General features: G+C 43.5%; 23 protein-coding genes and 1 riboswitch. Of the genes, 8 read left to right on the forward strand and 15 right to left on the reverse strand.

The window, feature by feature from the left end:
* Window positions 1-104 precede the first annotated feature (104 nt).
* Both nirD and nirB read right to left on the reverse strand, forming a co-directional pair.
* Window positions 105-1,715, reverse strand: coding sequence for a nitrite reductase small subunit NirD (gene nirD, locus FTV42_RS07940; RefSeq protein WP_180038414.1), 1,611 nt, complete (start codon window positions 1,713-1,715; stop codon window positions 105-107).
* A 24-nt stretch (window positions 1,716-1,739) separates the two neighbouring features.
* The gene (gene nirB, locus FTV42_RS07945; protein WP_218946963.1) at window positions 1,740-4,286 is read right to left on the reverse strand and encodes a nitrite reductase large subunit NirB; all 2,547 of its coding nucleotides are present in this window, start codon (window positions 4,284-4,286) and stop codon (window positions 1,740-1,742) included.
* Window positions 4,287-4,789: 503 nt separating this feature from the next.
* On the opposite strand from nirB, the gene FTV42_RS07950 reads away from it, so the two are divergent.
* The 7 genes from FTV42_RS07950 (at window position 4,790) to FTV42_RS07980 (ending at window position 10,767) form a co-directional block, all read left to right on the forward strand.
* Window positions 4,790-5,368, forward strand: a complete 579-nt coding sequence (locus FTV42_RS07950; RefSeq protein ID WP_070154220.1) for an ANTAR domain-containing response regulator — start codon at window positions 4,790-4,792, stop codon at window positions 5,366-5,368.
* Between the two features lie 10 nt (window positions 5,369-5,378).
* A complete protein-coding gene (locus FTV42_RS07955) occupies window positions 5,379-6,395 on the forward strand; it encodes a CmpA/NrtA family ABC transporter substrate-binding protein (protein ID WP_180038415.1) in 1,017 nt (338 codons plus the stop codon).
* A 245-nt stretch (window positions 6,396-6,640) separates the two neighbouring features.
* Complete coding sequence (locus FTV42_RS07960) at window positions 6,641-7,585, forward strand: ABC transporter permease (RefSeq protein WP_180038416.1); 945 nt, start codon at window positions 6,641-6,643, stop codon at window positions 7,583-7,585.
* Window positions 7,585-8,466 (forward strand): ABC transporter ATP-binding protein, encoded by an 882-nt coding sequence (locus tag FTV42_RS07965; protein WP_180038417.1) that lies wholly within the window; start codon window positions 7,585-7,587, stop codon window positions 8,464-8,466. Before FTV42_RS07960 ends, FTV42_RS07965 begins: the two co-directional genes overlap by 1 nt.
* 77 nt (window positions 8,467-8,543) lie before the next feature.
* Window positions 8,544-9,551, forward strand: coding sequence for an isopenicillin N synthase family oxygenase (locus tag FTV42_RS07970; RefSeq protein WP_180038418.1), 1,008 nt, complete (start codon window positions 8,544-8,546; stop codon window positions 9,549-9,551).
* Complete coding sequence (locus FTV42_RS07975; protein WP_180038419.1) at window positions 9,548-10,429, forward strand: hypothetical protein; 882 nt, start codon at window positions 9,548-9,550, stop codon at window positions 10,427-10,429. The genes FTV42_RS07970 and FTV42_RS07975 overlap by 4 nt, the downstream gene beginning before the upstream one ends.
* A gap of 8 nt (window positions 10,430-10,437) precedes the next feature.
* A complete protein-coding gene (locus FTV42_RS07980) occupies window positions 10,438-10,767 on the forward strand; it encodes a multidrug efflux SMR transporter (RefSeq protein ID WP_004280373.1) in 330 nt (109 codons plus the stop codon).
* Between the two features lie 284 nt (window positions 10,768-11,051).
* Here the strand turns inward: FTV42_RS07980 and FTV42_RS07985 are convergent, their stop codons facing one another.
* The 10 genes from FTV42_RS07985 to FTV42_RS08025 all read right to left on the reverse strand — a co-directional run bounded on the left by FTV42_RS07985 (window position 11,052) and on the right by FTV42_RS08025 (window position 22,567).
* Window positions 11,052-12,074, reverse strand: coding sequence for an ABC transporter substrate-binding protein (locus FTV42_RS07985; RefSeq protein WP_180038420.1), 1,023 nt, complete (start codon window positions 12,072-12,074; stop codon window positions 11,052-11,054).
* Window positions 12,071-13,879 carry an allophanate hydrolase gene (atzF, locus tag FTV42_RS07990; RefSeq protein WP_180038421.1) on the reverse strand — a complete coding sequence of 603 codons (1,809 nt, stop codon included), beginning with the start codon at window positions 13,877-13,879 and terminating at the stop codon, window positions 12,071-12,073. The genes FTV42_RS07985 and atzF overlap by 4 nt, the downstream gene beginning before the upstream one ends.
* An 11-nt stretch (window positions 13,880-13,890) precedes the next feature.
* Entirely contained in the window at window positions 13,891-14,334 is a 444-nt protein-coding gene (locus FTV42_RS07995) for a transcriptional regulator (protein ID WP_180038422.1), read from the reverse strand.
* Window positions 14,327-14,458 carry a hypothetical protein gene (locus FTV42_RS17555; protein ID WP_004647016.1) on the reverse strand — a complete coding sequence of 44 codons (132 nt, stop codon included), beginning with the start codon at window positions 14,456-14,458 and terminating at the stop codon, window positions 14,327-14,329. The genes FTV42_RS07995 and FTV42_RS17555 overlap by 8 nt, the downstream gene beginning before the upstream one ends.
* 490 nt (window positions 14,459-14,948) lie before the next feature.
* Window positions 14,949-15,224 carry a type II toxin-antitoxin system Phd/YefM family antitoxin gene (locus tag FTV42_RS08000; RefSeq protein ID WP_180038423.1) on the reverse strand — a complete coding sequence of 92 codons (276 nt, stop codon included), beginning with the start codon at window positions 15,222-15,224 and terminating at the stop codon, window positions 14,949-14,951.
* A 6-nt stretch (window positions 15,225-15,230) separates the two neighbouring features.
* A complete protein-coding gene (locus tag FTV42_RS08005; RefSeq protein ID WP_180038424.1) occupies window positions 15,231-16,220 on the reverse strand; it encodes a hypothetical protein in 990 nt (329 codons plus the stop codon).
* Window positions 16,221-16,304: 84 nt separating this feature from the next.
* A complete protein-coding gene (uca, locus tag FTV42_RS08010) occupies window positions 16,305-19,925 on the reverse strand; it encodes an urea carboxylase (RefSeq protein ID WP_180038425.1) in 3,621 nt (1,206 codons plus the stop codon).
* Window positions 19,926-19,929: 4 nt separating this feature from the next.
* Window positions 19,930-20,580: an urea amidolyase associated protein UAAP2 gene (locus FTV42_RS08015; protein ID WP_180038426.1), complete on the reverse strand. Its 651-nt coding sequence runs from the start codon at window positions 20,578-20,580 to the stop codon at window positions 19,930-19,932.
* Between the two features lie 11 nt (window positions 20,581-20,591).
* Entirely contained in the window at window positions 20,592-21,329 is a 738-nt protein-coding gene (locus FTV42_RS08020; protein WP_180038427.1) for an urea amidolyase associated protein UAAP1, read from the reverse strand.
* 28 nt (window positions 21,330-21,357) lie between these two features.
* Window positions 21,358-21,469, reverse strand: a riboswitch (guanidine-I (ykkC/yxkD leader).
* Between the two features lie 204 nt (window positions 21,470-21,673).
* Window positions 21,674-22,567, reverse strand: coding sequence for a LysR substrate-binding domain-containing protein (locus tag FTV42_RS08025; RefSeq protein WP_004280389.1), 894 nt, complete (start codon window positions 22,565-22,567; stop codon window positions 21,674-21,676).
* A gap of 279 nt (window positions 22,568-22,846) precedes the next feature.
* Here FTV42_RS08025 and FTV42_RS08030 point away from each other — a divergent pair, with 279 nt between their 5' ends.
* On the forward strand, window positions 22,847-23,575 hold the full coding sequence (locus FTV42_RS08030; protein ID WP_004280390.1) for an HAD family phosphatase: 729 nt from the start codon (window positions 22,847-22,849) through the stop codon (window positions 23,573-23,575).
* 69 nt (window positions 23,576-23,644) lie between these two features.
* On the opposite strand, the gene FTV42_RS08035 is transcribed toward FTV42_RS08030, so the two are convergent.
* The 3 genes from FTV42_RS08035 to FTV42_RS08045 all read right to left on the reverse strand — a co-directional run bounded on the left by FTV42_RS08035 (window position 23,645) and on the right by FTV42_RS08045 (window position 26,486).
* Window positions 23,645-23,995 (reverse strand): hypothetical protein, encoded by a 351-nt coding sequence (locus FTV42_RS08035; RefSeq protein ID WP_004280391.1) that lies wholly within the window; start codon window positions 23,993-23,995, stop codon window positions 23,645-23,647.
* 259 nt (window positions 23,996-24,254) lie between these two features.
* The gene (locus FTV42_RS08040) at window positions 24,255-25,421 is read right to left on the reverse strand and encodes an acyl-CoA desaturase (protein ID WP_180038428.1); all 1,167 of its coding nucleotides are present in this window, start codon (window positions 25,419-25,421) and stop codon (window positions 24,255-24,257) included.
* 42 nt (window positions 25,422-25,463) lie between these two features.
* Window positions 25,464-26,486, reverse strand: coding sequence for a flavin reductase family protein (locus tag FTV42_RS08045; protein WP_180038429.1), 1,023 nt, complete (start codon window positions 26,484-26,486; stop codon window positions 25,464-25,466).
* Between the last annotated feature and the right edge of the window lie 202 nt (window positions 26,487-26,688).

Below are 26,688 nucleotides of genomic sequence, written 5' to 3' on the forward strand. Positions count from 1 at the left end.
AATTTTTTCTATGTCTTAAATGCTTTAATTCTCCCCAACCCTCCTTTAGCAAAGGAGGGAAGTTCCCCTCTTTATCCAAGAGGGGTTGGAGGAGATTTATCCGATTACCCTGCCTTTTTGAATGCAAAATCCCGACCAAAAAGCAGTTTGCTGCGGATATTGCTAATTGGTGTCTGGTCCGCAATCAGTTCTGCATACCAAGCTCCATCTTCGGTATCGCCAAATAGCACAGCACCAATGACCTTGTCCTGCTGGATAATGATCCGTTTATAGATTTGACGTTTTTCATCATTCAGCACGATATCTTCAAAATCATCCTGAGGTTCAAAATTTCCGGCCGAGAAGACATCACATCCACTGACCTTGAGTTGGGTCGGAACAGTCGGTGCCTTAAAGGTCAGTCGGCCATGTTCAGCCAGATGCGTCGCACAGATAAAGGCTTGTCCCCATAAGGGTTCAACCAATCCAAAAGTCTGACCACGATGCTCAATACATTCACCCACTGCATAAATACTCGGGTCATAGGTTTGCATGGTGTCATTCACCAGTACTCCACGATTGCAGCGCAAGCCAGCCTGTTCAGCCAGAGTTTTATTTGGTCGAATCCCGACGGCAAAAACTACCAAATCAGCATCCAGCACTGTCCCGTCTTTTAAACGCAGTTGAGTCACGTGGCCGTCTATACCGAGCAGCTCTTCGGTGTTGGCTTCAGTGATGATTCGGATGCCTTTATCTTCAATTGATTTTTTCAGCATTTGACTGGCTTTCATATCCAGTTGACGATCCATAATACGGTCCATCAGATGCAGCACAGTTACATTCATCCCCTGCTGCTTCAGTCCATAAGCTGCTTCTAGACCCAGCAACCCACCTCCAATCACGACGGCATTTTGCTTGGTTTTGCAGTAATCCAGCATGTGGTTAACATCCTGAATATCCCGGAAGCTAATCACGCCTTCAAGTTCAGCACCTGAAATTGGTGGTATAAAGGGTTTGGAACCAGTAGCGAGGATCAGACGATCATAAGCAACGATTTCACCTTTTTCGGTATGAACCTGCTTACGTGAACGGTCGATAGAGCTGGCAGCATCTCCAGCGATGAATCGAATGCCTTTTTCGGCATACCAGTCGGCTGAATGCAGCATAATTTCTGCAAAGCTTTTCTCACCAGACAATACCGGTGACAACATGATCCGGTTGTAATTGCCCCATGGCTCTTCCCCAATCACGGTAATGTCATAACGATCTGGCGCCATATCCAGCAAGTCTTCCAGACAGCGCATGCCCGCCAGCCCATTTCCGACCAGTACCAGTTTTAAACGCTCTGTGTTCTGACCATTACTGGAAATATAGGTCTTTTGTGGAGTCGGACTCACCAGAACTTTGCCATTTTCAATTCGGGTTGGAAATACCAGTAATTTCTGGTCTTGTTCTTCCAGACAACGGCCGGTCACCAGACTGAAATGCTGCTTATAAATTGGGGATGCGACTACACGCTCACCTTGCAGATCACCCAGAATGCCACGTGCCATGACATTGGCCAGACTAAACGGATCCTGATTGCTGAGTGCATAAACCCGCTGTTCCTGACCCACGCGAAAAATTGCAATCTGCTGATCTTCAATCAGGGCTGCCACACCGGTATTCGGAGTGATCTCATCCAGATTGCAGACTTCGTACCAGTTCAGTTCGTTCATGTCTTTTAAAATTGTCATTTTCATTCTCCCTGACTGTGGTATTTAGGCTTCAACCACTGGAATACGGTTTAAATCACGTTCAGCTTCTGTCTTTGGACGAATCTGGCCACGCACAGGCGCAAACTGAATATGCGGGTCATTCTGCTCGGCTGCTTTGGCATTGATAAAAGTCTTAAAGCGTTTGCGCACTTCAGGATCTTCAATCGCGCTGCGCCATTCATCCTGATACGTACCAATCACATGCTGCATACGACTTTCCAGTTCAGCAGCAATACCCAGTGAATCATGCACAATGACATCTTTCAGATAGTCCAGCCCGCCTTCCATATTGTCACGCCACACGCTGGTACGTTGCAGACGGTCTGCCGTCTGGATATAGAACATAAAAAAGCGGTCGATATATTTGATCAGTGTGGAAGTATCCAGATCCGAGGCGAGCAGTTCAGCATGGCGCGGTTTCATGCCGCCATTGCCGCATACATACAGATTCCAGCCTTTTTCCGTGGCAATGACACCGACATCCTTGCTCTGTGCTTCTGCACATTCACGGGTACAGCCAGATACTGCCATTTTGGTTTTATGTGGTGAACGCAGGCCTTTATAACGGTTCTCCAGAAAAATCGCCAAGCCGACAGAATCATCGACTCCAAAACGGCACCAGGTACTGCCCACGCAAGATTTCACCGTACGTAAGGATTTGCCGTAGGCATGTCCAGATTCGAAACCGGCATTGATCAGTTTTTCCCAGATTTCAGGCAGTTGATGTACCTGCGCACCAAACATGTCAATTCGTTGTCCGCCCGTGATTTTGGTATATAGACCATAATCTTTGGCGATCTGACCGATGGTAATCAGACCATCCGGGGTAATCTCGCCGCCTGCCACACGTGGCACAATCGAATAGGAACCATCTTTCTGGATATTGCCGAGGTAGTAGTCGTTGCTATCCTGCAAACCGGCATGGCTAGGTTTTAGGACAAAGTCATTCCAGCAGGATGCCAGAATATTGGCTACAGTCGGTTTGCAGATATCACAGCCCATGCCGTGCCCATGTTGCTGAATCAGGTCAGAGAAAGTCTTGATTTCATGCACGCGTACCAGGTGATACAGTTCCTGACGCGAATAGGCAAAATGTTCGCACAGGTGATTGTTCACCGTGACACCCTGACGTTGTAATTCGGATTTGAGAACCTGCGTTACCAGTGGCGCACAGCCACCGCACGCCGTTGCAGCCTGGGTGCATTTTTTCAATGCACCCAATGAAGTTGCACCGCCATCAATGGCTGAACAGATATCAGCTTTGGAAACGTTATTACATGAACAGATGGTCGCACTGTCAGGCAATAAATCGATGCCACTACCACCCGATTTGGAGGTTGACTGATCAAAGCCCGGCATGATCAGGCTTTCCGGTTGCTCCGGTACAGCCAGACCATTCAGCATCATTTGTAAAAGATCGCTATACTCTTTGGCACAGCCCACCAGCACCGCGCCCAGCAGCCTGGTCTTATCTGCTGACACCACGATTTTTTTATAAACCTGCGCGGCTTCATCAGCATAGAAATAGCTCAAAGCACCTGGGGACATGGCATGTGCATCACCAATAGAAGCAACATCCACGCCCATCAGTTTGAGCTTGGTACTCATGTCCGCACCAGCGAATGCATGACTTTCTTGGCCTAGGACATGTTTTGCCGCGATCCGCGCCATGTCATAGCCTGGTGCAACCAGACCATAAATTTTATTGTCCCAAAGTGCACATTCACCAATGGCATAAATGTCCGGATGTGAGGTCTGGCAATAATCATTAATGATGATGCCGCCACGCTCACCAATCAGTAAACCACTTTGGCGCGCCAGTTCATCACGCGGACGAATGCCGGCCGAGAACAGGATGATATCGGTTTCCAGTTCAGCGCCATCACCGAACTTCATGACATGGTTGGCATTTGCACCATCTTCAATAGACGACGTTGCTTTCTGGGTATGTACTTTCACGCCCAGATCTTCGATTTTGGAACGTAATACACGACCACCTAGATCATCAATCTGTACCGCCATCAGACGTGGCGCAAACTCTACCACATGGGTTTCCAGATTCAGATCTCGCAGGGCTTTTGCTGCTTCCAGCCCTAGCAAGCCGCCACCAATCACCACGCCTGTTTTTGCATTCAGGCTGGCCGCACGAATGGCATCCAGGTCTTCAATGGTGCGGTAAACAAAACAGTTCTGACGGTCGTTGCCCGGAATCGGTGGAACAAAAGCATAAGAACCGGTAGCGAGAATCAGCTTGTCAAAACTCAGTACATCGCCGTGGTTGGTTGTGACCGTTTTATTCAGCTGATCCAGCTCAATTGCGCGGGTATTCAAACGTAAGTCAATGCCATAAGCATCGGCAAAATCACTACGACAAAGACTGATGTCTTTAACTGTCTTGCCGCTAAAGTATTCAGTTAAATGTACCCGATCATAAGCCAAATGCGGCTCTTCCGCCAAAATGGTCAACTCGACGTCATCACCGGCCTGTTCAAGTACAGATTCGATGAATTTATGCCCCACCATGCCATGCCCAATCATGAGAATTTTCATATCTGCACTCCAATTACTGTTTTTTTAAAGATGATAAAAAGCCACATATCAAGTCTAGGCATTGATATGTCTGCTGATTGAATATGTTGTAAAGACCGCGTCCTGGCTGCTTGTCTTGCTGGACGAAAGGTTGTAACGCTGATGCGTTTTGTATTGCTGAACAACTGACCATGTCATTTATCCTGTGCTGAACGAAACTTCAATCACACTCCTTGAGAGTGCGATTACGATCAGAACGGACATCGTTGGCCGTTGTTAGTATTGAAAGTCATCTTTGACGATTTAATAAAAGCATAAATCGTGCCAACTTTTCCAATAAGAAAACGCCTAATTAACGACAAATCATCCAGCCAGATGCTTCATTTTGAACACTTGACGGCTGTTGCACCTTAAGTTGTGCACTAAATTGAATACATCAGCGGACTTTTATGCACCAAATTAATGGCATGTTTTTTGCTTTATTCGTGCTTGAATATTCCTTAGGCCTTACTTGAAAATATTCCATGTCCAAATTACGAATAGCTCTTATTGATGATGATCTGGAGCGTGCCCAATTCATCCAGGAATCCCTGCTTTTACATGATTTTCAGGTGGTGGCCTGCTTAATCCTGAATGACCTGAATATGGTACATGTCAAAGGCATTCATGCAGATGTGATCCTGTTGAATATGGATCATCCGCATCGGGATATTATTGAAAGTTGTGTCAGCCAATATGAACTCCCGACCGTGCTGTTTACCCAGAACTCCAATAAAGACACCATCAAGAGTGCGATTGATGCCGGAATCACGGCCTATATTGTCGATGGTATTGATCCCACCAAACTAGAAAGCATTCTGGAAATTTCAATTGAACAGTTTCGCAAACATAAAAAGCTGCTGAATGATTTAAAAGAAACCCAGGACAAGCTGATTGATCGTAAAGATATTGATAAAGCCAAAGCACTGCTCATCCAGCTACATGCCTTAACGGAAGAACAAGCCTTTGCTTTATTGCGTAAAAATGCCATGAGTCACCGGATTACCATTGGTGAAATGGCCAGACGCTTACTGGATGCACAGAAGCTGTTATTGGGCCAATAAGGAAAAGCATATGTCCACATTAGAAAAAACTGAACTCAATATTGGCTATATTCCTTTACTTGATTGTGTTGCCATTCTCTGGGCCGAAAAACAGGGGTATTTTGCTGAGCAAGGATTAACCATCAATTTAATCCGTGAAGCCTCCTGGTCTAGTTTGCGTGACCGTCTGGCCTATGGCTTTCTGGATGCTGCACATTGCTTGTCTGCCATGCTGCCCGCTGCTGCCCTGGGTACAGACCAGTTACAGGTGGCTTTGCAAACCCCTCTAGTACTGAGCGTGAATCAGGCTTTTATTAGCCTGCGCCAGGATTTGTGCTATGAACTCGGCATCCAGCCTGGGGATGATGAACAGAATACCTCAAAGAAACTGGTACAGGCTTTACAACAGAATCATTCCATCAATCTGGCCTATGTTTATAAATATTCGATTCACCATTACTGTTTAAAAGAATGGCTGGCGCTGACTGATCCACAACTGGCCAAGAATATCCAGCTGATGACCTCTCCACCGCCTTCCATGGTAAAAGGAATCGCAGAACAGGTATTTGATGGCTTTTGCGTGGGAGAACCCTGGAATATTCAGGCCAAACTTGAAGGCTATAGTTTTATCGTCGCGGCAAGCCAGAATGTCATTCCAAAAGTTGCCGATAAAGTCTTGGCCATGACCCAGGAATGGGCAGAACAGCATCCATTTACTGTAGAGGCAGTGGTCAAGGCAGTACAAAAAGCGCAGGATGATTTAAAGCAGCGCAGTGATTTATCAGAAGTATGGGACATGCTGGTAGACTATCAGATTATTCAGTTTGAATGTTCCGCCCAGCGGCATGTCTATGACTTTTACAAGATCAAGAATATCATCCGGAATTTTGTTGGGGAAAGTGCCGAACCGAAAGTCGATGATTTTATCTGGCTCCTGCAGCAGATGGATAAATGGGAAAATATTGAAATGACCGCAGCCAAAAAAAAACAGATTGCGCAGCAGTGCATCTATAGCTTGCAAAACCAGCATGCAGACATTATTGGCTAAATGATGTTACTGATAAAAGAGACCTGATTTTTCGGGTCTTTTTTATTGAGTTTATTTTCCAGAAAATGATTAAAAATCTCTGCATTCTGATCTAACTTCTTGAATATGATTAAAAGTTGTCTGCTAATTTTTTCTATAAAAATAAGCCATTTTAAGAGTCATTTCAGGATTTGGGATGAAATGGCATCCATTTTGCTTATTCAGTATTACGTTTTATAAAATTTGTAATATTGAGGGGCAACACTATGAGTTACGTTGCACGTGAACTCAGTCAAAGAAATAAATTGCTGTTTGGCTTGGGGTCTTTTTTAATACCAATTCTGATTTGGTGTGCAGTCAGCTATTTGCCATTTATCTGGCATTCACAAGTCCAAATTACTGATTCTGGTAGTGTTGCCTATTTACAGGTCGAGAGTCGTATTGATAAAGACCAGTTTTTTTCTGCTGCGCAGTCTGCGGTAGATCAGGGTCTGGCTCCGCCGCAGGGTATTCTGGTCAACCCGATTTATCTGCCTGCACCACATGAAGTTGCGATTGCACTGGTCACGGCGTTTACCACGGAGCCTACCCAAGCCAATGCACCCTGGTTTCATGAAAGTCTGTGGCACAGTATCAAGTTGGTCTTTACCGCGTTCTTTATTTCTTCCTTGGTTGGTATTCCACTCGGTATTTTATGCGGATTTTCAAATAAAATTTCCCAGCTGACAGAACCCTTTGTTGAGTTTTTCCGCTATTTACCTGCTCCCGCCTTTGGTGCACTGGCAGTGGCAATTCTCGGAATTAATGATGCACCCAAAATTGCCATTATTGTGATAGGAACCCTGTTCCAGCAAATCCTGATCATTGCCAATACCACACGTCTGGTGGATCGCAGCCTGATTGAAGCCGGTTTTACCTTGGGCACCAATAAACTGAAAAGCCTGTTGCATGTGGTGATTCCAGCGGCCCTGCCTGAAATTTACCGCAATCTGCGTGTGCTGCTGGGTTGGGCATGGACATACCTGATCGTAGCAGAATTGATCGGCAGCACCTCCGGAATTACCTGGTTCATTACCCAGCAAGCCCGCTATCAGAACTTTGATAATGTCTTTGCCGCGATCCTGATTATCGGGGTGATTGGTCTGCTGTGTGATGTGATCTTGATGAAATTGGGACAACGCTTATTTAAATGGAAACCGGGAGCTAACTGATGCAAAACACTGAATTTAATACCCGCGAATATTTTGACAAGATTTATAGTCGTCCGGTGATTCTGGAAGCGAAGCAACTGACACAAAAATTCAGTCATGGCAAAACTGAACGTACGGTTTTAAATGCTCTAGATTTGAAAATTCATAAGCGTGAGTTCATCTGTGTGATTGGGCCTTCCGGTTGCGGCAAGTCAACCTTTAGCCGTGTAGTCGCCGGTCTGGATCCTTATAGCAGTGGTGAGATTCTGGTGGATGGCCAGCCGATTACCGGCCCAAGTCCAGAGCGTGGCATGGTGTTCCAGGGCTATACCCTATTTCCATGGAAAACCGTCAAGGAAAATGTCATGTTTGGTCCGCGCATGAAAGGCCAAAGTAGTGCGGCGGCCGAAGCGCAGGCACGTGAATGGATCAATATTATTGGTCTGGAAAAGTATGAAAACCAGTATCCGCATGAGCTGTCTGGTGGGATGAAACAACGTGTCGCCATAGCTAGAGCCTTAGTGAATCAACCCAAAATATTACTTATGGATGAACCTTTTGGTGCACTTGATCCACATACCCGGCAAAAAATGCAGCGTCACCTAATGGACCTGTGGCAAAACATTGATATCACCATTATTTTTGTGACGCATGATATGGATGAAGCGATTTTATTGGCTGACCGCATTGTGGCACTGAAAGCCAATCCAGGTGAAATCAAAGAAATTATTGAAGTAGATTTGCCCCGTCCACGTGATCCTGATGTGATGCTCACGCCTGAATTTAAACAGTTAAGACAACGGGTCGATTATCTGGTGCATGCTGAAGAAGATGAACTGGATCCGGCACTGGCAGAACTGCCGGTCATTCCACGTATGACCAAAGTCAGTAGCAGTAAATAATCTTAACCAAAATACCTTTGGGACGACCCGAAGGTTTTAATCGCTGTGTTGGACGACCAACATTAGAGGTGATTGTCATGCAAGCGCAATATGTACTCCCACTGGTTGATATTTCAAAAATACAAAGTCTGGATTTAGACGATCGTATAGAAGTTGCTCTCGCTCTGGATCAGGCCTGCAAAGAGGTCGGCTTTCTCTATCTGAAAGGTAGCCAGTTTAATTTTGACTATGCCAAAGCCCTGATTGAAATGGCCCAGTCCTATTTTTCTCAGGATCTGGACAGCAAGATGCAGCATTATATTGGCAAATCAAAAAACCATAGTGGCTATGTGCCGATTGGCGAAGAACAGTTTGCCGGCAACAGTTATGATTTAAAAGAAGCCTATGATGTCAATTATGATTATCAGGGTACACAAAAAAACTGTCCTTTACTTGGGCCCACCTTGTGGCCAGACCATCCGGATTTCAAGTATATCGTCAGCCAATACTACAGCCATCTGCGTGAGATCAGCCAGCAGATTTTTTCTGCTTTTGCACTAGCTTTGGGCGTTCGCGAGGACTTTTTCGCAAGCAAAATTACTGATGCACCAAGTCAGCTACGCTTGATTCATTATCCTTATAATCCGGAAATACAAGACGCCGAAGGCATTGGCGCACATACCGATTATGAGTGCTTTACCTTGCTGTTACCCACCGCACCCGGCTTACAGGTTTTGAATAAAGCCGGTGAATGGATCGACATTCCACTGATTGAAAATACACTGGTGATGAATATCGGTGACATGATGGAAATTCTGTCAAATGGTAAATATCTCGCCACCAAGCACCGCGTGAAAAAGGTCTCGGAAGAACGTTATTCGTTTCCGCTGTTTTGCGCCTGCAATTATGACACCGTGATTGAACCGGTTATTCATACTGAAAATTCCAAATATTCTGCCCTGATTGGAGGTGAACATCTGTTTAATCAGACCGCTCAGACCTTTCAATATTTAAAACAGCGCGTTGCTAGCGGTGAACTGATCTTAAAAAATGCTGTACCACTTTCCTCTTTTGGACTTGAAGAACAGGCGGAGACAGTATCATGAATCTGTTTGAAGTGATTAAGACTTTAAAGCCCACTATCCCTCAGCCAGAGATTATTCCAGACTTTTTATATGGCGCTTTCCGGCGTAAAAGTATCAGTTTTTATAATGGCCTGACCGATGAAAATACCATTGTGTACTGGTTTCAGTCGCGCAGTTTTACCATTGATCTGCGTCTAAAAAGCCAGACAGGAACTGCTGTTCAGGAACGCCAAGGCTGGATTGGCAATACACTTTGGGATAGCGCTAGCCAACTCTTGTCCTGGGAAGTGAAAGACTACGCCAATTACCAGAATCATGTGCAGTGGCCGGAACCAGCTAGGTTGCATGCAATTGGCAACTGCATTCTGGAATTTTCTCCAAGTAATGTCTATGTCGAAGACTGGCGCCAGCAGGTACAACACGGTTTATTTTTAGGCCTGCGTCTTCAGTCTGCGCTTGATATTCAATCTGGTCAGACACTGGAAATGGATGGTGGTCTGATTATTTGTGCTGATCATATTGCCTATGCCCTGACGCGTTTGCCTGAAGTGCAAAGTGCAGTAGCTCAAATGGATTTGAAAGCTGTCGATCCGACCGTGTTTACCTTGTTAGAAAGTTTTGAGGTTTCTATTAGTATTGATGGTCAAAGTAAAACTTATAGCACTCGCAGCAATGAAACAGGTAAAGCCTTTAATCTGGAAAATTTTGAAGTTCTCGATGAAACCCGTCTGGTTCAGCACGTCATTTTAGATGGTCGCGACATTGACCTGATTTTTGAGCTGGATATATACCAGCCGGATTACCAATTTCAATATACAACCCCCACGACTACACAAGCTGAAATCTGGCTGAAGTCAGAACAGGATCACCTGATGCAACATGCAGAACGGGTGTTATAGGGAGAAATATGTCTTTTTTATATCTTTCGATTGCCATTATTGCAGAAGTCATTGCGACTTCTGCATTGAAAGCTTCCAATGGTTTTAGCGTGCTCTGGCCTTCACTTGCCACCATTGCCGGTTATGCCGTTGCCCTGTTTTTCCTGTCACTGACCATGAAAACCATTCCGATGGGCATTGCCTATGCAATCTGGTCTGGTGCCGGCATTATCCTGATTTCAACGGTTGGTCTCTTGGTATTTAAACAGCAACTGGATCTTCCTGCGCTGATCGGGCTGGCGTTTATGATCATTGGCATTATTTTTATCAATGTCTTTTCCAAAAGTACGCAGCTTTAATTTTTTAATATTAGCGTTCTTTCATCAGTCATTTTTAATTACTAAAAAGTAAATTCCCTCTCCTTGTAGGAGACTTGCGGAGCATACTCCTCAGGGAGAGGTTCTTTCTAATAAATACCCTCAGCCTCTTGCGAAGCTATGCTTCTCATCCCAGAAGGAGAAGGAACTTTCAATATCCATTCAATATGAATATTAACGATCGTTTTTTGATTTATAAAAGACATCTACTCATTTAACAATAAAAAATCCCCAGACCGGGGATTTTTTATGCACGAGATCAGGCTTTATTGCAGCTCTTGTACCAGCGTTGGAACAATCACGCCGTCCACGTTCATTTCAGTCGTATAAATGCGATTGGTCACATTGAACTTGTTCACATGGTAGCTGGAACCATAGATCGAGTCGAAACCCTCACCTTTGGTAAAGACTTTCTTGTTGGCGGCCAGATCAAGTAAATGCGTACCATCAATGAACTGCATATAGGTTTTCGCATCGACACCAACACGTTTGGCCATGATCTGTGCGGCATCTTCACGAGTCGCCGGGTCATTGATGTATTTGACGGTTTTATCCCAAACCTGAATCACCTTTTTCCATTGCTCTTTATTGGCTTCCAGATGGGCTGGATTCACGGTCAAGGTATCGTAAATTAATCCCGGCTTGTCTTTAGAGGTGAAAATAATCTTGGAACCGGCCACCGCGGATAAAGCCTGATTCGCCACCGGCTGCCATACTGCAATCGCATCAATATCGGGAGTGGCAAAAACCTGTGGCAATTCATTGGTCATGGTATTGACCAGTTTAACTTCATTCAGTTTAACCTTGGCATCCTCTAGTGCAGTGGACAGTAACAAGTGATCGACCAGGCCTTTTTCAGTCGCAACTGTTTTACCGCGCAGATCCTGAATCGAATTAATGCCATTCTTGGCAATAATCACGTCATTTCCAGCTGAATAATCAGTCGCCATGATCATCACACCCTTGGTGCCGCCAGAGCCAGTGACCAGATTATCACCATTGGTGACCAGTACAGCATCCAGCTGATTCGCTGCGAATGCAGAGAGTGAAGCAGAATAGTCAAACCATTTAAAATCGGCATTAACTCCGGCATCTTCCAGCCAGCCTTTTTCAATCGCCACCTGCCAGGCCACAAATCCCGGCCAGTCACTATAACCAATCCGGATGGGCTGAGTCGTCACACGTCCTTCTGCCTTGGCACTTGGTTCAGGTACTTTAGCAGTATTGTCACAGCCACTAAAAAGGATTGCAGACAGTACGGAAACGGACATCAGTGCTTTTTTGATCATTTTGCGACTTCCCCTATGCATTCACATTTAAATTTGGTATTTGAAAGTTGTTTAGATTTCATAAATTCGCGCCAGCCACCGAAATGACTGATATCTGTTGCATCTTCAAGTGCATAGCCTTCACAGATAAAGCCTTTGACCCAAGTACCATCAATCAGCTGGACATTACCGATCCCCAAAGGTGCCGGAACTTCTGCAACAATGTCCCCGAACAGTGCACGTGGAATGTCCCAGACCTCTACTTCAATTGAAAAGCCTTTGGCGTTGTATTGCAGGCCAGGCTTTGGCGGTGTGGTATTTTTTAAAGCATAGAGTTTGTAATGTGAAGCAGTCCGGGTCTGCTTGATCAGGGTGCCACCACGTGTGGTCAGCTGAAAGTTCAGCGGCATTCTACTTAGATGTGCACCGACGACAGCCAGTTTGACGCTGTGACCCGATGAGATTTCAGTTATTTTTTCATAGCTAAGTTCAGATGTGCCCAACTTTAACTGGCTTGCTTGCTGCCATTTTTGCCCGAATTTGGCCAGTGCTTCATCCATCCAGGCTGGCGCAATAAAGGTCACACCCGTTGGAAGACCATCGGCACGAATGCTGTTTGGTAGAGCCAAAGCCGACAGGTCGGCAAAATTGACAAAATTGGTATAAGCGCCCATATGGCTGTTTTTGACCAGAGGATCGGCTTCTACTTCTGCAATGCGATAAATAGTGGGTGCAGTAGGCACCATCAAGGCATCATAATCTGCCAGTGTATTTTGAATAATACGGCTCAGGCGGGCGCGTTCATATTCATCTTGCATGGCATCGACCGCATTGAACCGGTCTGCCTGCGCAATAATCTGGCCAATTACCGGATGGGTCTGCTCGCGTTGCACCATTTTTTCTACGGCACTGGTACGTTCAGCCACCCAAGAGCGATTGTAAAGTGCAGTCGCCAGTTGCTGAAATGGAGCAAAATCAATCGGCTCAACCGTATAGCCCAAGCTTTGTACACGTGCGATCGCCAGATTAAACGCTTTTTCAGTTTCAGCATCGCCATAAAATTCCAGTGTATCTGGAATGGCAATTTTCCCTTTTGAAAATTGGCTAGGAACATTCTGAGGATGCGTTCTGGAATAATCATCGCTGGCATCATAGCCCTGCATGACTTGCGCTACCTGCCAGGCATTATCCACCGTTAATGCAAAAATCGAAATCACATCGATGGTGCGACAAGCCGGAATCAGGCCAGTAGTCGAGAACCAGCCTTTGGTCGGTTTGAGTCCGACAATGTTATTGTGCCCTGCTGGTACACGTCCTGAACCTGCAGTATCTGTACCCAGACTGAATGGTACTAATCCATTGGCTACCACCACGCTGGAACCCGAACTCGAACCGCCGCTGATATATTCAGGATTAAAGCTGTTCTTCACCGCGCCGTATGGTGAGCGCACCCCGACCAGACCCGTTGCAAACTGGTCCAGATTGGTTTTACCCACGACAATCGCGCCGGCAGCTTTTAATTTGGCTACTGCGGTTGCATCGGAAGTCGCCAGATAGGCTGCTTCTTTACATGCTGCTGTGGTATAGAACCCTGCAACATCAATATTGTCCTTGACCGCAAATGGCACCCCATAAAGTGGCAAGCTTGCACTATCTGCACCAGTCAATGCATCAATTTGTGCCTGTAATTGTGCTGCCGTCGCAATTGATATCCAGGCATGATCGTCATTATTCAACCCGGCAACATACTCAATCAGGTCACTAAGCTGGATATTGTTATTCTGGTAGGCGTGTTGCCAGTCCTGTACAGTCCATAAGTTGTGCACAGCTGTTCTCCTTAAGTGTGTTCGGTATTTTGTGGAATGGGCGGCATGACGGCATCCATCAGTTCGAGATGGCCTTTAATCACGCCTTTCAGTGCAATAAATTGTTCGCTAATTTCTTTCAGATCACTACTCGCGCCCTGCATCAGCATGACTTGCAAAATTTTTTCATCATCCAACTGGATATGAAGTAAATTGATCACTTGCGCCAGATACTGCTGCTGCAGATCGACCAGCTGACTGCGCAGCGGTTTCAGGCTGACGTCGTAGAGCAAGGTGAGTGTGCCGACCATGACTTCATCGCGAATCACCAGATCATCAATCAGGTGGCGGTTAATCATGTCGACAATGGCCTGTGAACGGCTTTCATAATGCTGCTCGACAATTTTTTGATCCATCGCCTGCAGCGTGGTTTCTGGCACGGTAATACTGATCCGTGCCAATTTTTGTTTAGGCACGATGTTGATCCTTGGGTTGATATTGGGAAGACTGTTTAATGTGAAAGCCTGCGCGTACGCTGAGAAGCTCTACCAGAAAGTGAAGCCATGGATGCATTTTTTTATTTGATGTCGGGTTGTTCATGTGCATCTCCTGTGGATATTACAAAACCAGAATTTCGTATTACTTAGGAAAATGCAGAAAGCGTGCCAATTTTTAGTTATTTGGATGAAGTGAATAAACTTATATAAAAGGGCGAAAAAAAGCCCCATAACATTGAAATGGGGCTTGTTCTAAAGCAAAAGTAAGTTTTGTATTTCACCGGTTTATTCCATTTTGATTGCTCATGTCCTTGCTATTCTTTTTATACATGAATGGTTAACCGATGTTTGTGATTATGAGTGATCAAGTGTATTGCTCTCCTCTATTTATGTTGTATATAAATAAAAGCATAAAGCGTGCCACAATATAAAATAGAGTGAAATTTAAGCAGAATGCTTTTAAAATCGATCACATACATATATAAGCCAGAATAAGGATGATTTAATTTTATTAAGTGCGGCTAAAAAATAACTAATTTTGCACCATTGGGGTTCGAATGTGCATCAAAGTGTGGCTGAACATCTTAAACTTTTTAAGCGCGGTTTTTGTTAACTCGAGCTCGTAGGTCATTAATACTTATCTTTACAGTGTCTTCAGTTTGCGCTTCTTCAGCGAGTTTCAAAAGTTCTTTGTCTTCAATCAGATCCATCAGACGTTCATACATATCCGCAGGTACGCAATAGAATGCTGGGTTGTTACGGTTTAGGATCGCAACTGCTTCACCAAAGCCGTTATTGACCACTTCCATTGGATTCTTCTTTAGGTCTGATATGCTTGCGACAAAGCGTGAATGGATAATATTGTTCATCTTAAATCATTTAATAATATGTACGTATACATTATCTTGTTCCTGAGTTGGCGTTGCCTTAATTCCAAATAAACGAGCTAGATCATCCAATAATGGAGAAATATGATTTAGATTGCTATCGTCATACTCACCATTTAGTATTTTGTCGTACACAGATAATAAGATTTCTTCTAGTTTCAAAATGTAATCAATAAACCATGTGGTTTTGAGCTTCTCATAAAGATCTGTCTCGTCAAACTTTTGATCCAATCCATGAATATGACCAAGAAAATAAGATGATGATTTTAATAAGAATGCAATTGGCATGTAGATTCCATTCATCAACTCCCCATAATGATGAGTTTCATAAAATTTATTAAATGCCTTTTCTGCATCATTAGGACAGCCTCTAAAATAAATATCTACATTTTCTTTAAGTGCTCTATAGGTTTCATATTGATCAAAATTAATCCGAGTTGATGCATATAAGCATGCTAGATATTCGTTTATACATGCCCTTTTAGTTGAGTGATGAAATCTTGAATATAAATTACGTGTATCAAAATCCTTTTCCAAAACCATATTCGAATTGAAACCGAGAAGTACATTATTAAAATGAACATGTCCTAATTCATGAACACAAATATTCAATGCATGTTCTAACCGAAACAATCTATCTTCTTCATTTATATTAAATCCATCATTATTTTTCTCATCTAAAAAAATTAATCCCCATATTTTACTAATGTCAAAAAATAATTGATGTGAAACTTTATCACTTGAAGTCATGTGGTGCATCGCAACCCCAACAACTTTGCCTGCAGTTGGTCTTAATCCATTATCTTCTAAAATTAATGGATAACTTTCCTCATCTGCAAATATAAAATTATTGGCTAATCCAGAAAAATCTGAATCTTTTTTTAAGTCAAAATATATTTGCGCAAAAAATTGGATTGCAGGTTGATAAATATCATGATTTTTATTATTTACAGTTTTTAATTGTGCTGAAAAAGACATTAATACTCCTATTTTATATTTTATTTCTTTGACTATTATAAGAAAAAACCGCCCTTAAGGACGGTCTTTTTTATTACTAACTCATCAAGCCACTGGTGCTAACGTAAACAACACCTGCCCCGTTTTTACCGTCTGCCCTTTTTCAATGGTAATTGCATCCACACGCATACGCTCAGGTGCAATAATTGGTATCTCAATCTTCATCGCTTCAATCACTGCAAGCGTTGCACCTTCTTCCACAATATCCCCCGACTGACATTCAATTTTCCAAATTGAACCCGGCATATGCGATTCCACTGCACAACCACCTTCAGGCACTTCAACACCCTCACCATCATCCACGGCATCTAGGCTTTCAGAGACATATTCTGCAAGCCCTGCTTCATGCCAACGTTTACGCTCCGCATCAAAGTTGGCTTGTTGTACCGCTTTAAAGGCAGAAATAGATTCTTGATTTTCCGTTAAGAAGTCATTGTATTCTTTGAGGTTGAGTACACCGTCTTCAATACGTAGTTTTAAACGACCTGCTTTAAAGTCCTCACGCATCTGCATCAGTTCAGCTTCAGACACTTCATAAAACTTAATTTGGTCAAAGAAGCGTAATAACCACGGCATACCTTGCTCAAAGTCAGGGTTTTTACGGTAACGTGACCACATTTGCGACGTACGACCGACAAACTGATAGCCACCCGGACCTTCCATGCCATAAACGCACATATATGCACCGCCGATACCGACAGCATTTTCAGGTGTCCACGTACGTGCAGGGTTATATTTTGTGGTGACCAAACGCTGACGCGGATCAAGTGGCGTTGCTACAGGTGCACCCAAGTACACATCACCCAAGCCCATGACCAAATAACTGGCGTTATAGACCACATCTTTCACGGCTTGTTTGTCTTTTAAGCCATTAATACGACGGATAAATTCGATATTGTCCGGACACCACGGCGCATCTGGGCGCACGGTTTGCATATAACGTTCTGTTGCAAGTTGCGTTTGTGAATCTTCCCAAGCAAGCGGTAAATACACAGTACGGGATGGCACTTGCATCTCAGTCACATCAGGCAGTTGCTCTTCCGCCACTTGAAGCATACGCAATAAATCCATCTGATCGAGTTGGGTCGAATCAAAATGGATTTGCAGCGAACGAATGCCCGGTGTCAGGTCAATAATGCCTTGAATATTTTGATCTTTGACCCATTGCACCAGCGCATGAATACGGAAACGCAGGTTTAAATCTAAAACCAGTTCGCCATATTCAACCAGCATATAGTTGTTGCCAGCAGGACGATACACCACATCAAGCGTACCATTTTGCCCTTTTAAGGTATCTAAAATGGCAGATTTCAGCGTACTGATTTCAGGATAAAATGCTTCATCAAAAGTCACCGCTTGCGTATCTTCAGCAGTTAATTGTGCATGATATTTTTCATTCAGCAATTTCGCTTGATGATAGCTGAGAGGTACAAATTTGACTTTATCGCCGGCTTTGAGCTGACCGAGTTTCCAAAGCTCAGAATTGATCACCACCGCAGGACACACGAAACCACCGAGGCTTGGGCCATCTGGACCTAAGATAATTGGCATATCCCCAGTAAAGTCGATGGCACCAATCGCATAAGCATTGTCGTGAATATTGGATGGATGCAGACCCGCTTCGCCACCGTCCTGACGAGCCCATTCTGGTTTTGGACCAATCAAACGAATTCCGGTACGGCTGGAGTTGAAGTGAATTTCAAACTCGTTGGCAAAGAAGGTATCAATATCATTTTTAGTAAAGAAATCCGGTGCACCATGTGGACCATACATCACCGCAATTTCCCAAGTATTTGAGAAGGCAGGGATTTGATCTTTGCTTAATGCTTTCACTTCATCAGATGTAAATGCCGTGATTGGAAGCATATCGCCAATCAGCAAATTACGCCCTGCATGACCACCAAACTGACCTAGAGTAAAGGTCGCTTGTGAGCCTAAATATTCAGGCACATTCAGACCGCCTTTAATCCCGATATAAGTACGGCAACCTGTGGCGATCTTGCCACATTTCAGCACCTGACCTTTACGTACATTCACGGTTTGCCACATCGGAACTTGAACGCCATCCAAAATCGATGGCATATCGCCACCTGCCAATACAATTTGGCTATCGCAATGGAATTTTAAGCTTGGGCCTTGTAGCGTACATTCCAAACCTGCGGTATTCGGTACATTGCCTAATAGTTGGTTCGCGACATTTAAAGACAGCGGATCAATCGCACCTGATGGTGGTACACCGACATCCCAATAACCCAAACGTCCTGTCACATCTTGCACGGCGGTTTGTATACCGGCTTGCAGGACTTCAATTTTTTGAGTTTTCCACTCAAAGGTATTTAAAAAACGTGTGGTTTGCGTACCGGCTTTAAAGACATTGCAGTCGATAATGTTTTGTAGATATTCAAGGTTGGTTTCAATGCCCGCCACTTGGGTTTTAGCCAATGTATCGGTCATGGCTTGGATTGCCGATTCACGGGTCTCACTTGTCACAATGATTTTGGCAATCATCGGGTCATAGAAAGATGACACGTTTGAACCTGTTTCTACCCATGTTTCATTACGGGCATTGGCATCAAATTCAACGTGAGTCAAAAGTCCAGCACTTGGTTGAAAGTTTTTGATTGGATCTTCAGCATAAAGACGCACTTGAATCGAATGACCTTGAGACTCAAGTGTTGATGTAGGTGCAACCCAATCGCGACTGCCTAAAGTCACCATCCATTCCACAAGATCGACACCAAAGACTTGTTCAGTAACGCCATGTTCCACTTGTAGACGGGTATTCACTTCCAAAAAGTAGAATTCTTGGGTGTCGGTATCCATCACAAATTCAACTGTACCTGCCGAGCGGTAATTCACCGATTGCATCAATTGAATCGCGACATTTTGAATATAGGCACGTTGTTCATCTGTAATGTGTGGCGCAGGCGTTTCCTCAATCACTTTTTGGTTACGACGTTGCACCGAACAATCACGCTCGCCCAGTGCTAGAACTAAACCGTTGCCATCACCAAAGATTTGCACTTCGATATGACGAGCATTTTGTACGAATTTTTCTAAGTAAAGGCCTGCATCTTTAAAGTTGGCTTGCGCTAAATAAGACACGGTTGCATAAGCTTCTTTCAGCTCCTCCGCATTCCACACCAAACGCATGCCAATACCACCACCACCTGCGGTACTTTTCAGCATCACAGGATAGCCAATACGCTCAGCCTCAAGCAGGGCTTCAGCTTCATCAGCCAATAATTGGCTACCTGGCAATAACGGTACATTGGCTTGAATCGCCAATTCACGTGCAGTGTGTTTCAGACCAAATGCTTTCATTTGCTCGGCATTTGGGCCCAAGAACACAATGCCTTGTGCTTCACAAAGATTACAGAATTCGGCATTTTCAGAGAGGAAGCCATAACCTGGGTGAATCGCTTGAGCACCGGTTTGTTTCGCCACTTCTAAGATTTTATCGACATTGAGATAGCTTTGGCTTGCAGGTGCATCACCAATAAAGACCGCTTCATCAGCTAAAGTCACATGCAAGGAATCACGATCTGCTTCCGAATACACCGCAACCGATTGGATGCCTAATTTTTTAAGGGTACGGATGACACGACAAGCAATTGCACCACGGTTGGCGATGAGAACTTTATTAAACCCATATTTTAAAGTCATAGTCTTATACCTCGCCTTCACGGACAATCAGTTGAATTTTTGTTGGGTTATAGGCATTACATGGGTTATTCAGTTGTGGGCAGTTGGAGATGAGTACGATCAAATCCATCTCGGCTTTAATTTCCACATATTTGCCCGGTGCAGAAATCCCATCATCAAATTTCAGGTGACCATCTGAAGTTACAGGTACATTCATAAAAAAATTAATATTTGGACCGATATGGCGCACATTCAGACCATGCTTTTTCGCAATCGGATGTTGTGACAATGCAATCATGAAATTGTTACGGCAACTGTGCATTGGATATTTATCATGCGCATAACGAACCGTGTTACTTTCACATGAACATGCACCGCCTAAAGTATCGTGGCGACCGCAGTTGTCATCGTTAATAATGGCGATTTTATTGCCAAAATTGGTATAAAGCGTTGTACCTTTCTCTAAATAAATTTGACGATTCATCGCCAAAGTATCGGTTGCGCTATAACGCTCTTCAGGGTTAGAAGCAGAAATAAATAAGGTATCTACCGCTTGGTTGCCTTCAAGGTCGACAATACGGAAGTACTGACCTTTTTTGACTTCACACATCCACGCTTCACCGGCAGGACAAACTTCGCTGAGTACTGATTTTTCTAGGTTTACGAGTGCAGTCATGATCATTCCCCTTAAGCAGTTAAAGCGTAGTAGCGGTTATTATTTTGGAATGCACGCTGATTTTGCGGGCATGAATCACGGCAGACATCTGTCTCGCCTAAAGGAAGTGCTTTAAAGAGTGATAGTTGAATATCAGCTGGTGCATATTCAGATGAGTTATCTAAGGCATGTGGTGCGCTGGATAAAAACACCAAACAATCCATTTCAAAACGCAGTTCAATCACTTGATCGGTATTATCCGATGCCACATAAGACAAGTTGCCATTGTCATCAGGTTGAACTTTAGAAAATAGGTTTAAGGTGCTGCTGAGGTCGGTTGCAGATAAACCAAATTTGGTCATCTCAAGTAATAAGCTGTCTTTGCCGTTGCGGTACATCTCGTTACGGGCATCTTGAAACGTTTTTGAACCAAATTGTTTTTCGATTTGTTGTACGGTGCTCGGTGCACAAAAAGCATCATTCCAACCGTGATCATCTTTCACAATCGAGATCATGGCACGACCCAAATCAGAGGCTAAAATGTGCCCTATACTTAGAAATGCGGTATGTTGCCCTTTTAAACTGTCTGGCATGTTATAGCGTTCAAGTTTATCTTCACTGTTGACGCAGTACAGTGCGACATTGGCATTTTTGCCTAAAGATTTCAGTTGTAAGACTGCGCCGCGCTGAATGCGTGCAGACCAGTGATGTCCACCCGGTAAACGTTCAGTCCATAGGACCTGATCTTCGTGATAAGTTATTGTGCTCATATGCATCTACCCTAATCTTTGACGGTTTACCTCCCGGGCTTTTATCCCTCCGTGTAGCGATCAGTGTTTCCTTTCGCCGTGAACTCTCGGTCTCAGACATACATGAATGTTCATGTATCGGAACCCTAGATCACTTTATGATGAGTTTGATAGATGCAAAGGCTGTGCCAATTTAGTAATACTGTTTTTATGTTTCGTAATACTATTATTAGGATTTGACTGATCAATTCAGGTGCAAGACTCTGTAAAAAGCATCAAGATGTACCAAAATAAAAAATCCCAGCTAAGACTGGGATTGTAAAATCTAAAGATGAGAACTCAATCAAACTATTTAAGCTGTAGAGTTATTTACTTAAAATTTCATGCAGCATATTACGTAGCCATTGATGGCTGGTTTTATGATGACAGGACATATGCCAATACTGCTTTACGGAATAGGTCGGGAACGCAATTGGCGCATTAAAGATCTTGAGATTGCCACGTGATAACAGGACTTCACTCAAATAATAAGGCACGGTCGCAATCGCATCGGTTTCCTGCACTACCAGTCCGACTCCCAGATAACTTGGCAGACGCATTAGAATGTCACGCTTAAGTTCCAGATTCAGCAATTCATTTTCAATATGGTAATGCCCCATCCCGGCATCAATATCGATATGCGTTTCACGTAAATACTCTTCGGTAGTGATGCTGTCACCCGTGAGCCGCGGATGATCTTTCGCCGCGATCACTACATAATATTGCTCAAACAGTTTCTGCTGATAAAAGCCATTCTCCAGATTTGGCAAGAAGCCCAAAGCCAGATCAATCTCGCCATTGGCCATTTGATAGCTGGTTTCTGACGTAATCGGACGCACATTCAGACGGATATGTGACGCATGCTGCTTCAGATACTGTGAAATTTTTGGCAACAGTACCAGATGCGATACATCAGTCATTGCCAGTGTAAAGCGCTGCTGTGAAGTGACCTGATCAAAATTGATAGTAAAGTTATTAATGGCTTCAACTTTGCTCAGTGCTTCGCTGACCAAGGGAAAGAGCTGTTTGGACAGGTCTGTCGGCAGCATTTCATTGCCAATACGTAAAAATAAAGGATCACCATAATGCTGGCGAATTTTATTCAGCAGATTGCTCACCGCAGGCTGGCTCATATCTAAATGATCGGCTGCCTGAGATACGTTTTTAAATTTATAGACATAATAAAAAATACTGAGCAATTTACAGTCAAGTTCAAACACAGAAATACATTTCCTTTAACTTTCTCCTCATTCGGACAGGTCTTTCATCCGCATAAGTTCATTTATGGTCAGATTAAAATATAACACTTTGCCACTATTTTCAGGATTAAACTCGCTGTAATTTTCCATAAAAAATACTTTTACCAGATGAATAAATTCATTAAAAAGTATTCCAGTGCAAAATTTACAACCAGTTTGCTCAGGTCAGTTAAACATTTAAATCGTATGCGATATACTCAGCCCCACCGAATAAATGGTAAAAATACAGAGAAATCTTATATGTTTCAGGATAAAAAGCTGGTCTGTTTTGATCTAGATGGTACGTTGATTGATTCTGTAGGCATCTGGAATCAGGTAGATGCAGCCCTGATTGATGAGCTCTCCAACAGAAAAGTCGATTTACATGAGATTCAGATTCAGCAACAGCGCGATCTTCAACTTACCGCCTTGAGACATAGGTCAGATCCTTATCTGGAATATTGTGGATTTTTAAAAGAACAATACGGTTTTGAACCAGCTAAAGAAGAAGTAAAAAATCGTCGTTATAGTATTTCCCGACATTTTCTGGATGATATCGTCGAGTTAAAACCTCAGGCAGACCTCCTGATTCAGGCTTTAAAACAGCAACAGATATCACTGGCTTTGACCACCACCACCAGTTTATTCAATGTACAGCGCTATCAGGATAACAATCGAAATATTAACTCTAAAATCAGCTTTGATGAGGACTTTTCCTTGATTCTCACCCGTGAAAATGTCCAGAACATTAAGCCGCATCCCGAAGTTTATCTGAATGTTTTGCAAGCCTTTAACCTTCGACCTGAGGAATGTCTAATTATTGAAGACTCTCTAGTCGGTGTAGAAGCAGCAAATCATGCGGGCATCGAGGTAGTGGGAATTTATGACCAGCACTCCGCTCATGAAATAGATTTGATCAAAGCCAAAGCAAATTATTATGTCGAAAATTTTGCTGAATTATTAAGTTCATTCAATAACAACATCCACTAAAAAAGATGCCATGAAGCATCCTTGTTCATGACATCTTGAATACTATTTGTGGCTTAAAAATCTTGCTGACTATTTGGCTTTTTTATAGATTGAGCCTGAACCAACAAGATTTCCGGTTTTCTCATCGATTGCAAAATCGACCATACCTGCACCTGCGTTCAACTGAAGCATGCCATTTTCGTTCACTGCAGCGGGCATTGGATTCTTTTTCTCGGTTTTACCGGTTTCCTTATCTTTGATCGTATTGGTAATCAGATAATTTTCACCATTTTTTGAAATAACCAGAATATTTTCAAGTTTTGGATTTTCCACGGTGTTTTTCCAGTTGCCCTGATAATCTGGTGCGGGTGCTTCAGTGGTGTTACAAGCAGTTAAAAGTACTAATAATGGAATTGCTGAAAAATATTTAAGATGTTTCAAAACTGAGACCTTAAGTGTAACGACGCGGCCATTATAGAGAGAAGCCCTTAGGGCTGAAGCAGGTTGTTGTAAGCAAAGCGTTTCAGCAGTACTGGATCTGTTTTGCTTTCGTCATTTTTTGAAATCTGTATCCATATTTTATTCATAAACAGGAGGATTTTAATGATATTGAATCTGATAAAGGTCAAAAAAAATTCCTCAATAGACCATCCAAATCTATTGAGGAGTACCAAAATGGTGAATAAGTAAAGCTTAAAAATTATGACAATAGTTTCGCTTTAAAGTAGTTGAATACAGATTTGGCAGCATGGGTTTTTTCAACCACCTGCTCAGTCCAGTGATTCGGTAGAGAACATTTAGCCAGACCTACCCACACTGTAGAAAACTGTTTCATGAAGCTGGCTTCGTTATAGTGAATACCATATTCTGCACAGAGCGCTTTGATTTTTGGCGCAACCTGCGCATAGCGATTGGCGGGCATGTCCGGGAATAGATGATGCTCAATCTGATGACTCAAATTACCACTCAAGATATGTAGCCAAGTTGTTCCACTAAAATTGCTCGAACCGCGAATCTGGCGTAAATACCACTCGGCACGGGTTTCATTGTCGGTATTGTCCATTTCAAAGGTTTCAGCATCTTCAGTGAAATGACCGTTAAAAATGACGGCAGAAGCCCATAGACTGCGAATCACATTGGCCACCGCATTTCCGGTAAATACCGGAATGGCATTTGGCCCGGCAATGATCGGGAAAAATACATAATCTTTTAACACCTGACGGCGCATTTTTTGGCGCAAAGGTGCTGCTTCTTCCCAGACTTCTTTCCAGGTCTTTGTTTCATAAGCAATCACATCTTCCAGATGCAGGCGTTGCAAGCCAACATACCATTCGAAAAATACCATTAACTGAATGCCCAGTGGAATATTAAACAGAAAGCGTGGTTCCCACTTTTGCGATTCACTGACCCGAATCAGACCATAACCGACATCATGATCCATTCCGACGATATTGGTATAGGTATGATGAATATAGTTGTGCGTATATTTCCAGTCATCGCCGGTTGAAATCGTATCCCAATCATAGGTCGCACCGTTCAGACTCGGATCGTTCATCCAGTCGAACTGGCCATGCATGACATTGTGACCGAGTTCCATATTTTCCACGATTTTGGAAAGACCGAGCAGACCTGTCCCCGCCAGCCATACCGGTGGCAACCAACCGGCAAACATCAGCATGCCACGTGAGGCAATTTCGCTATAGCGGACAAAGTTTCGAATTTTATAAATATATTCGGCGTCTTTTTCCCCCAGATCATGCATGACCTCGCGGCGGATTGCATCGACCTTGGCACCGAATTTCTCAATCTGTTCCGGACTGAGAAATTGGCTTTTGCTATGTCGTTTAAAATCAATTTGCATATTCATAGGAGCACCTTCTTATAGTTTAATTAATGGCTTATCAATAGTTTATAAATTAATCACCACAGGACTCACTGCCTGAGAAATGCACAGTTTGATCTGGGTATTATTGCCATGATCAATTTCACCGGTCAGGACATTCCGTACCGAACCACTGACCTTGGTACAGGAACAGGTATTGCAGATGCCCATCCGGCAGCCATGCGCTGGTCGCAAACCAGATTTTTCAGCACTTTCCAGTAAATTGGACTGCGCTTGAAACTCTCGCTGCGATCTTAAAAACTGTACCGGCTGTGCTTTAATTTTTTCATCGACCACAATCTGGAAATATTCCGAATGAAAATTGGATTTCAATTCCAGTTTATCAACGATTTTCAGTGCAGCCTTCATCATCCCGGCTGAGCCACAGGCGTAAATTTTTCGTTCTGCAAAGTCTGGCACCAGCTTTTGCAATAAGCTCTGCGTCAGATGCTGCTGGTGTTCCACGGTATTGAAATGGTGATATTTCAATTTTGGATGCATGAGAGCCAAGGTTTTCAGTTCAGCATGAAAGGCATCATCTCGAGTGAAATAAATCAGGTCGATCTGTTCCAGAGACTGGATCACTGCTTTTTGCAGCAAGGAATAAATGGCCGTAATCCCACTGCCTGAAGCCAGGAATAAAATCGGCTGCGTGGATTTTTGCAATGTGAACTCGCCTTGCGGCTGTGATATTTCGATCACGGCACCAATTTGCATCAGGCTTAAGGCACGTGACACTTTGCCCTGCTGTTTAACCGCAATGATCAGATCACCATTTTTCAATACCGTCACCACAGAATAATGTCGCTGATGACGTACGCCATCCAGTCCGACAGTCACTGCAATATTCTGGCCGGCCTGAAATGACTTGGCTTTAAAATTATGATTTGGACGTAAGTGAATCTTGAAAAAGTCAGGGCTGATGGCTTGAATGCCCATAACGGCAGCCTTAACTTTTTTGATTGCCCAGGTTGGATGGATTTTTTCACCAATAAAATCAATGAAATCTTGCCGGATCCAATGCGGCTGATAGGTTGGCATGCTTGTCATTTTTATCCCCTTATCCGCAGACAGTTTCATTAATATACAACTGTCTAATTATTATATTGCTCAGGATAAAGAATTCTCACATTCAGACCATGTCAATACAGGTCAAATTATGTGCCTAAGCCATATAATATGACTTTTTGTCGGACAATATCGTCTAAAAGTAGCGATCAAGACTATATGGATTAAGAAAAAGCATTTTTAA

The organism is Acinetobacter sp. YH16052, assembly GCF_013417155.1.
In the GTDB taxonomy this organism is placed as follows: domain Bacteria; phylum Pseudomonadota; class Gammaproteobacteria; order Pseudomonadales; family Moraxellaceae; genus Acinetobacter.

Bases quoted from the DNA above. Each gene is read 5' to 3' on its own strand.
- nirD (WP_180038414.1), bottom strand. From the start codon at position 1,715: ATGACAATTTTAAAAGACATGAACGAACTGAACTGGTACGAAGTCTGC.
- nirB (WP_218946963.1), bottom strand. From the start codon at position 4,286: ATGAAAATTCTCATGATTGGGCATGGCATGGTGGGGCATAAATTCATC.
- FTV42_RS07950 (WP_070154220.1), top strand. From the start codon at position 4,790: ATGTCCAAATTACGAATAGCTCTTATTGATGATGATCTGGAGCGTGCC.
- FTV42_RS07955 (WP_180038415.1), top strand. From the start codon at position 5,379: ATGTCCACATTAGAAAAAACTGAACTCAATATTGGCTATATTCCTTTA.
- FTV42_RS07960 (WP_180038416.1), top strand. From the start codon at position 6,641: ATGAGTTACGTTGCACGTGAACTCAGTCAAAGAAATAAATTGCTGTTT.
- FTV42_RS07965 (WP_180038417.1), top strand. From the start codon at position 7,585: ATGCAAAACACTGAATTTAATACCCGCGAATATTTTGACAAGATTTAT.
- FTV42_RS07970 (WP_180038418.1), top strand. From the start codon at position 8,544: ATGCAAGCGCAATATGTACTCCCACTGGTTGATATTTCAAAAATACAA.
- FTV42_RS07975 (WP_180038419.1), top strand. From the start codon at position 9,548: ATGAATCTGTTTGAAGTGATTAAGACTTTAAAGCCCACTATCCCTCAG.
- FTV42_RS07980 (WP_004280373.1), top strand. From the start codon at position 10,438: ATGTCTTTTTTATATCTTTCGATTGCCATTATTGCAGAAGTCATTGCG.
- FTV42_RS07985 (WP_180038420.1), bottom strand. From the start codon at position 12,074: ATGATCAAAAAAGCACTGATGTCCGTTTCCGTACTGTCTGCAATCCTT.
- FTV42_RS17555 (WP_004647016.1), bottom strand. From the start codon at position 14,458: ATGAACAACCCGACATCAAATAAAAAAATGCATCCATGGCTTCACTTT.
- FTV42_RS08000 (WP_180038423.1), bottom strand. From the start codon at position 15,224: ATGAACAATATTATCCATTCACGCTTTGTCGCAAGCATATCAGACCTA.
- FTV42_RS08005 (WP_180038424.1), bottom strand. From the start codon at position 16,220: ATGTCTTTTTCAGCACAATTAAAAACTGTAAATAATAAAAATCATGAT.
- uca (WP_180038425.1), bottom strand. From the start codon at position 19,925: ATGACTTTAAAATATGGGTTTAATAAAGTTCTCATCGCCAACCGTGGT.
- FTV42_RS08015 (WP_180038426.1), bottom strand. From the start codon at position 20,580: ATGACTGCACTCGTAAACCTAGAAAAATCAGTACTCAGCGAAGTTTGT.
- FTV42_RS08020 (WP_180038427.1), bottom strand. From the start codon at position 21,329: ATGAGCACAATAACTTATCACGAAGATCAGGTCCTATGGACTGAACGT.
- FTV42_RS08030 (WP_004280390.1), top strand. From the start codon at position 22,847: ATGTTTCAGGATAAAAAGCTGGTCTGTTTTGATCTAGATGGTACGTTG.
- FTV42_RS08040 (WP_180038428.1), bottom strand. From the start codon at position 25,421: ATGAATATGCAAATTGATTTTAAACGACATAGCAAAAGCCAATTTCTC.
- FTV42_RS08045 (WP_180038429.1), bottom strand. From the start codon at position 26,486: ATGACAAGCATGCCAACCTATCAGCCGCATTGGATCCGGCAAGATTTC.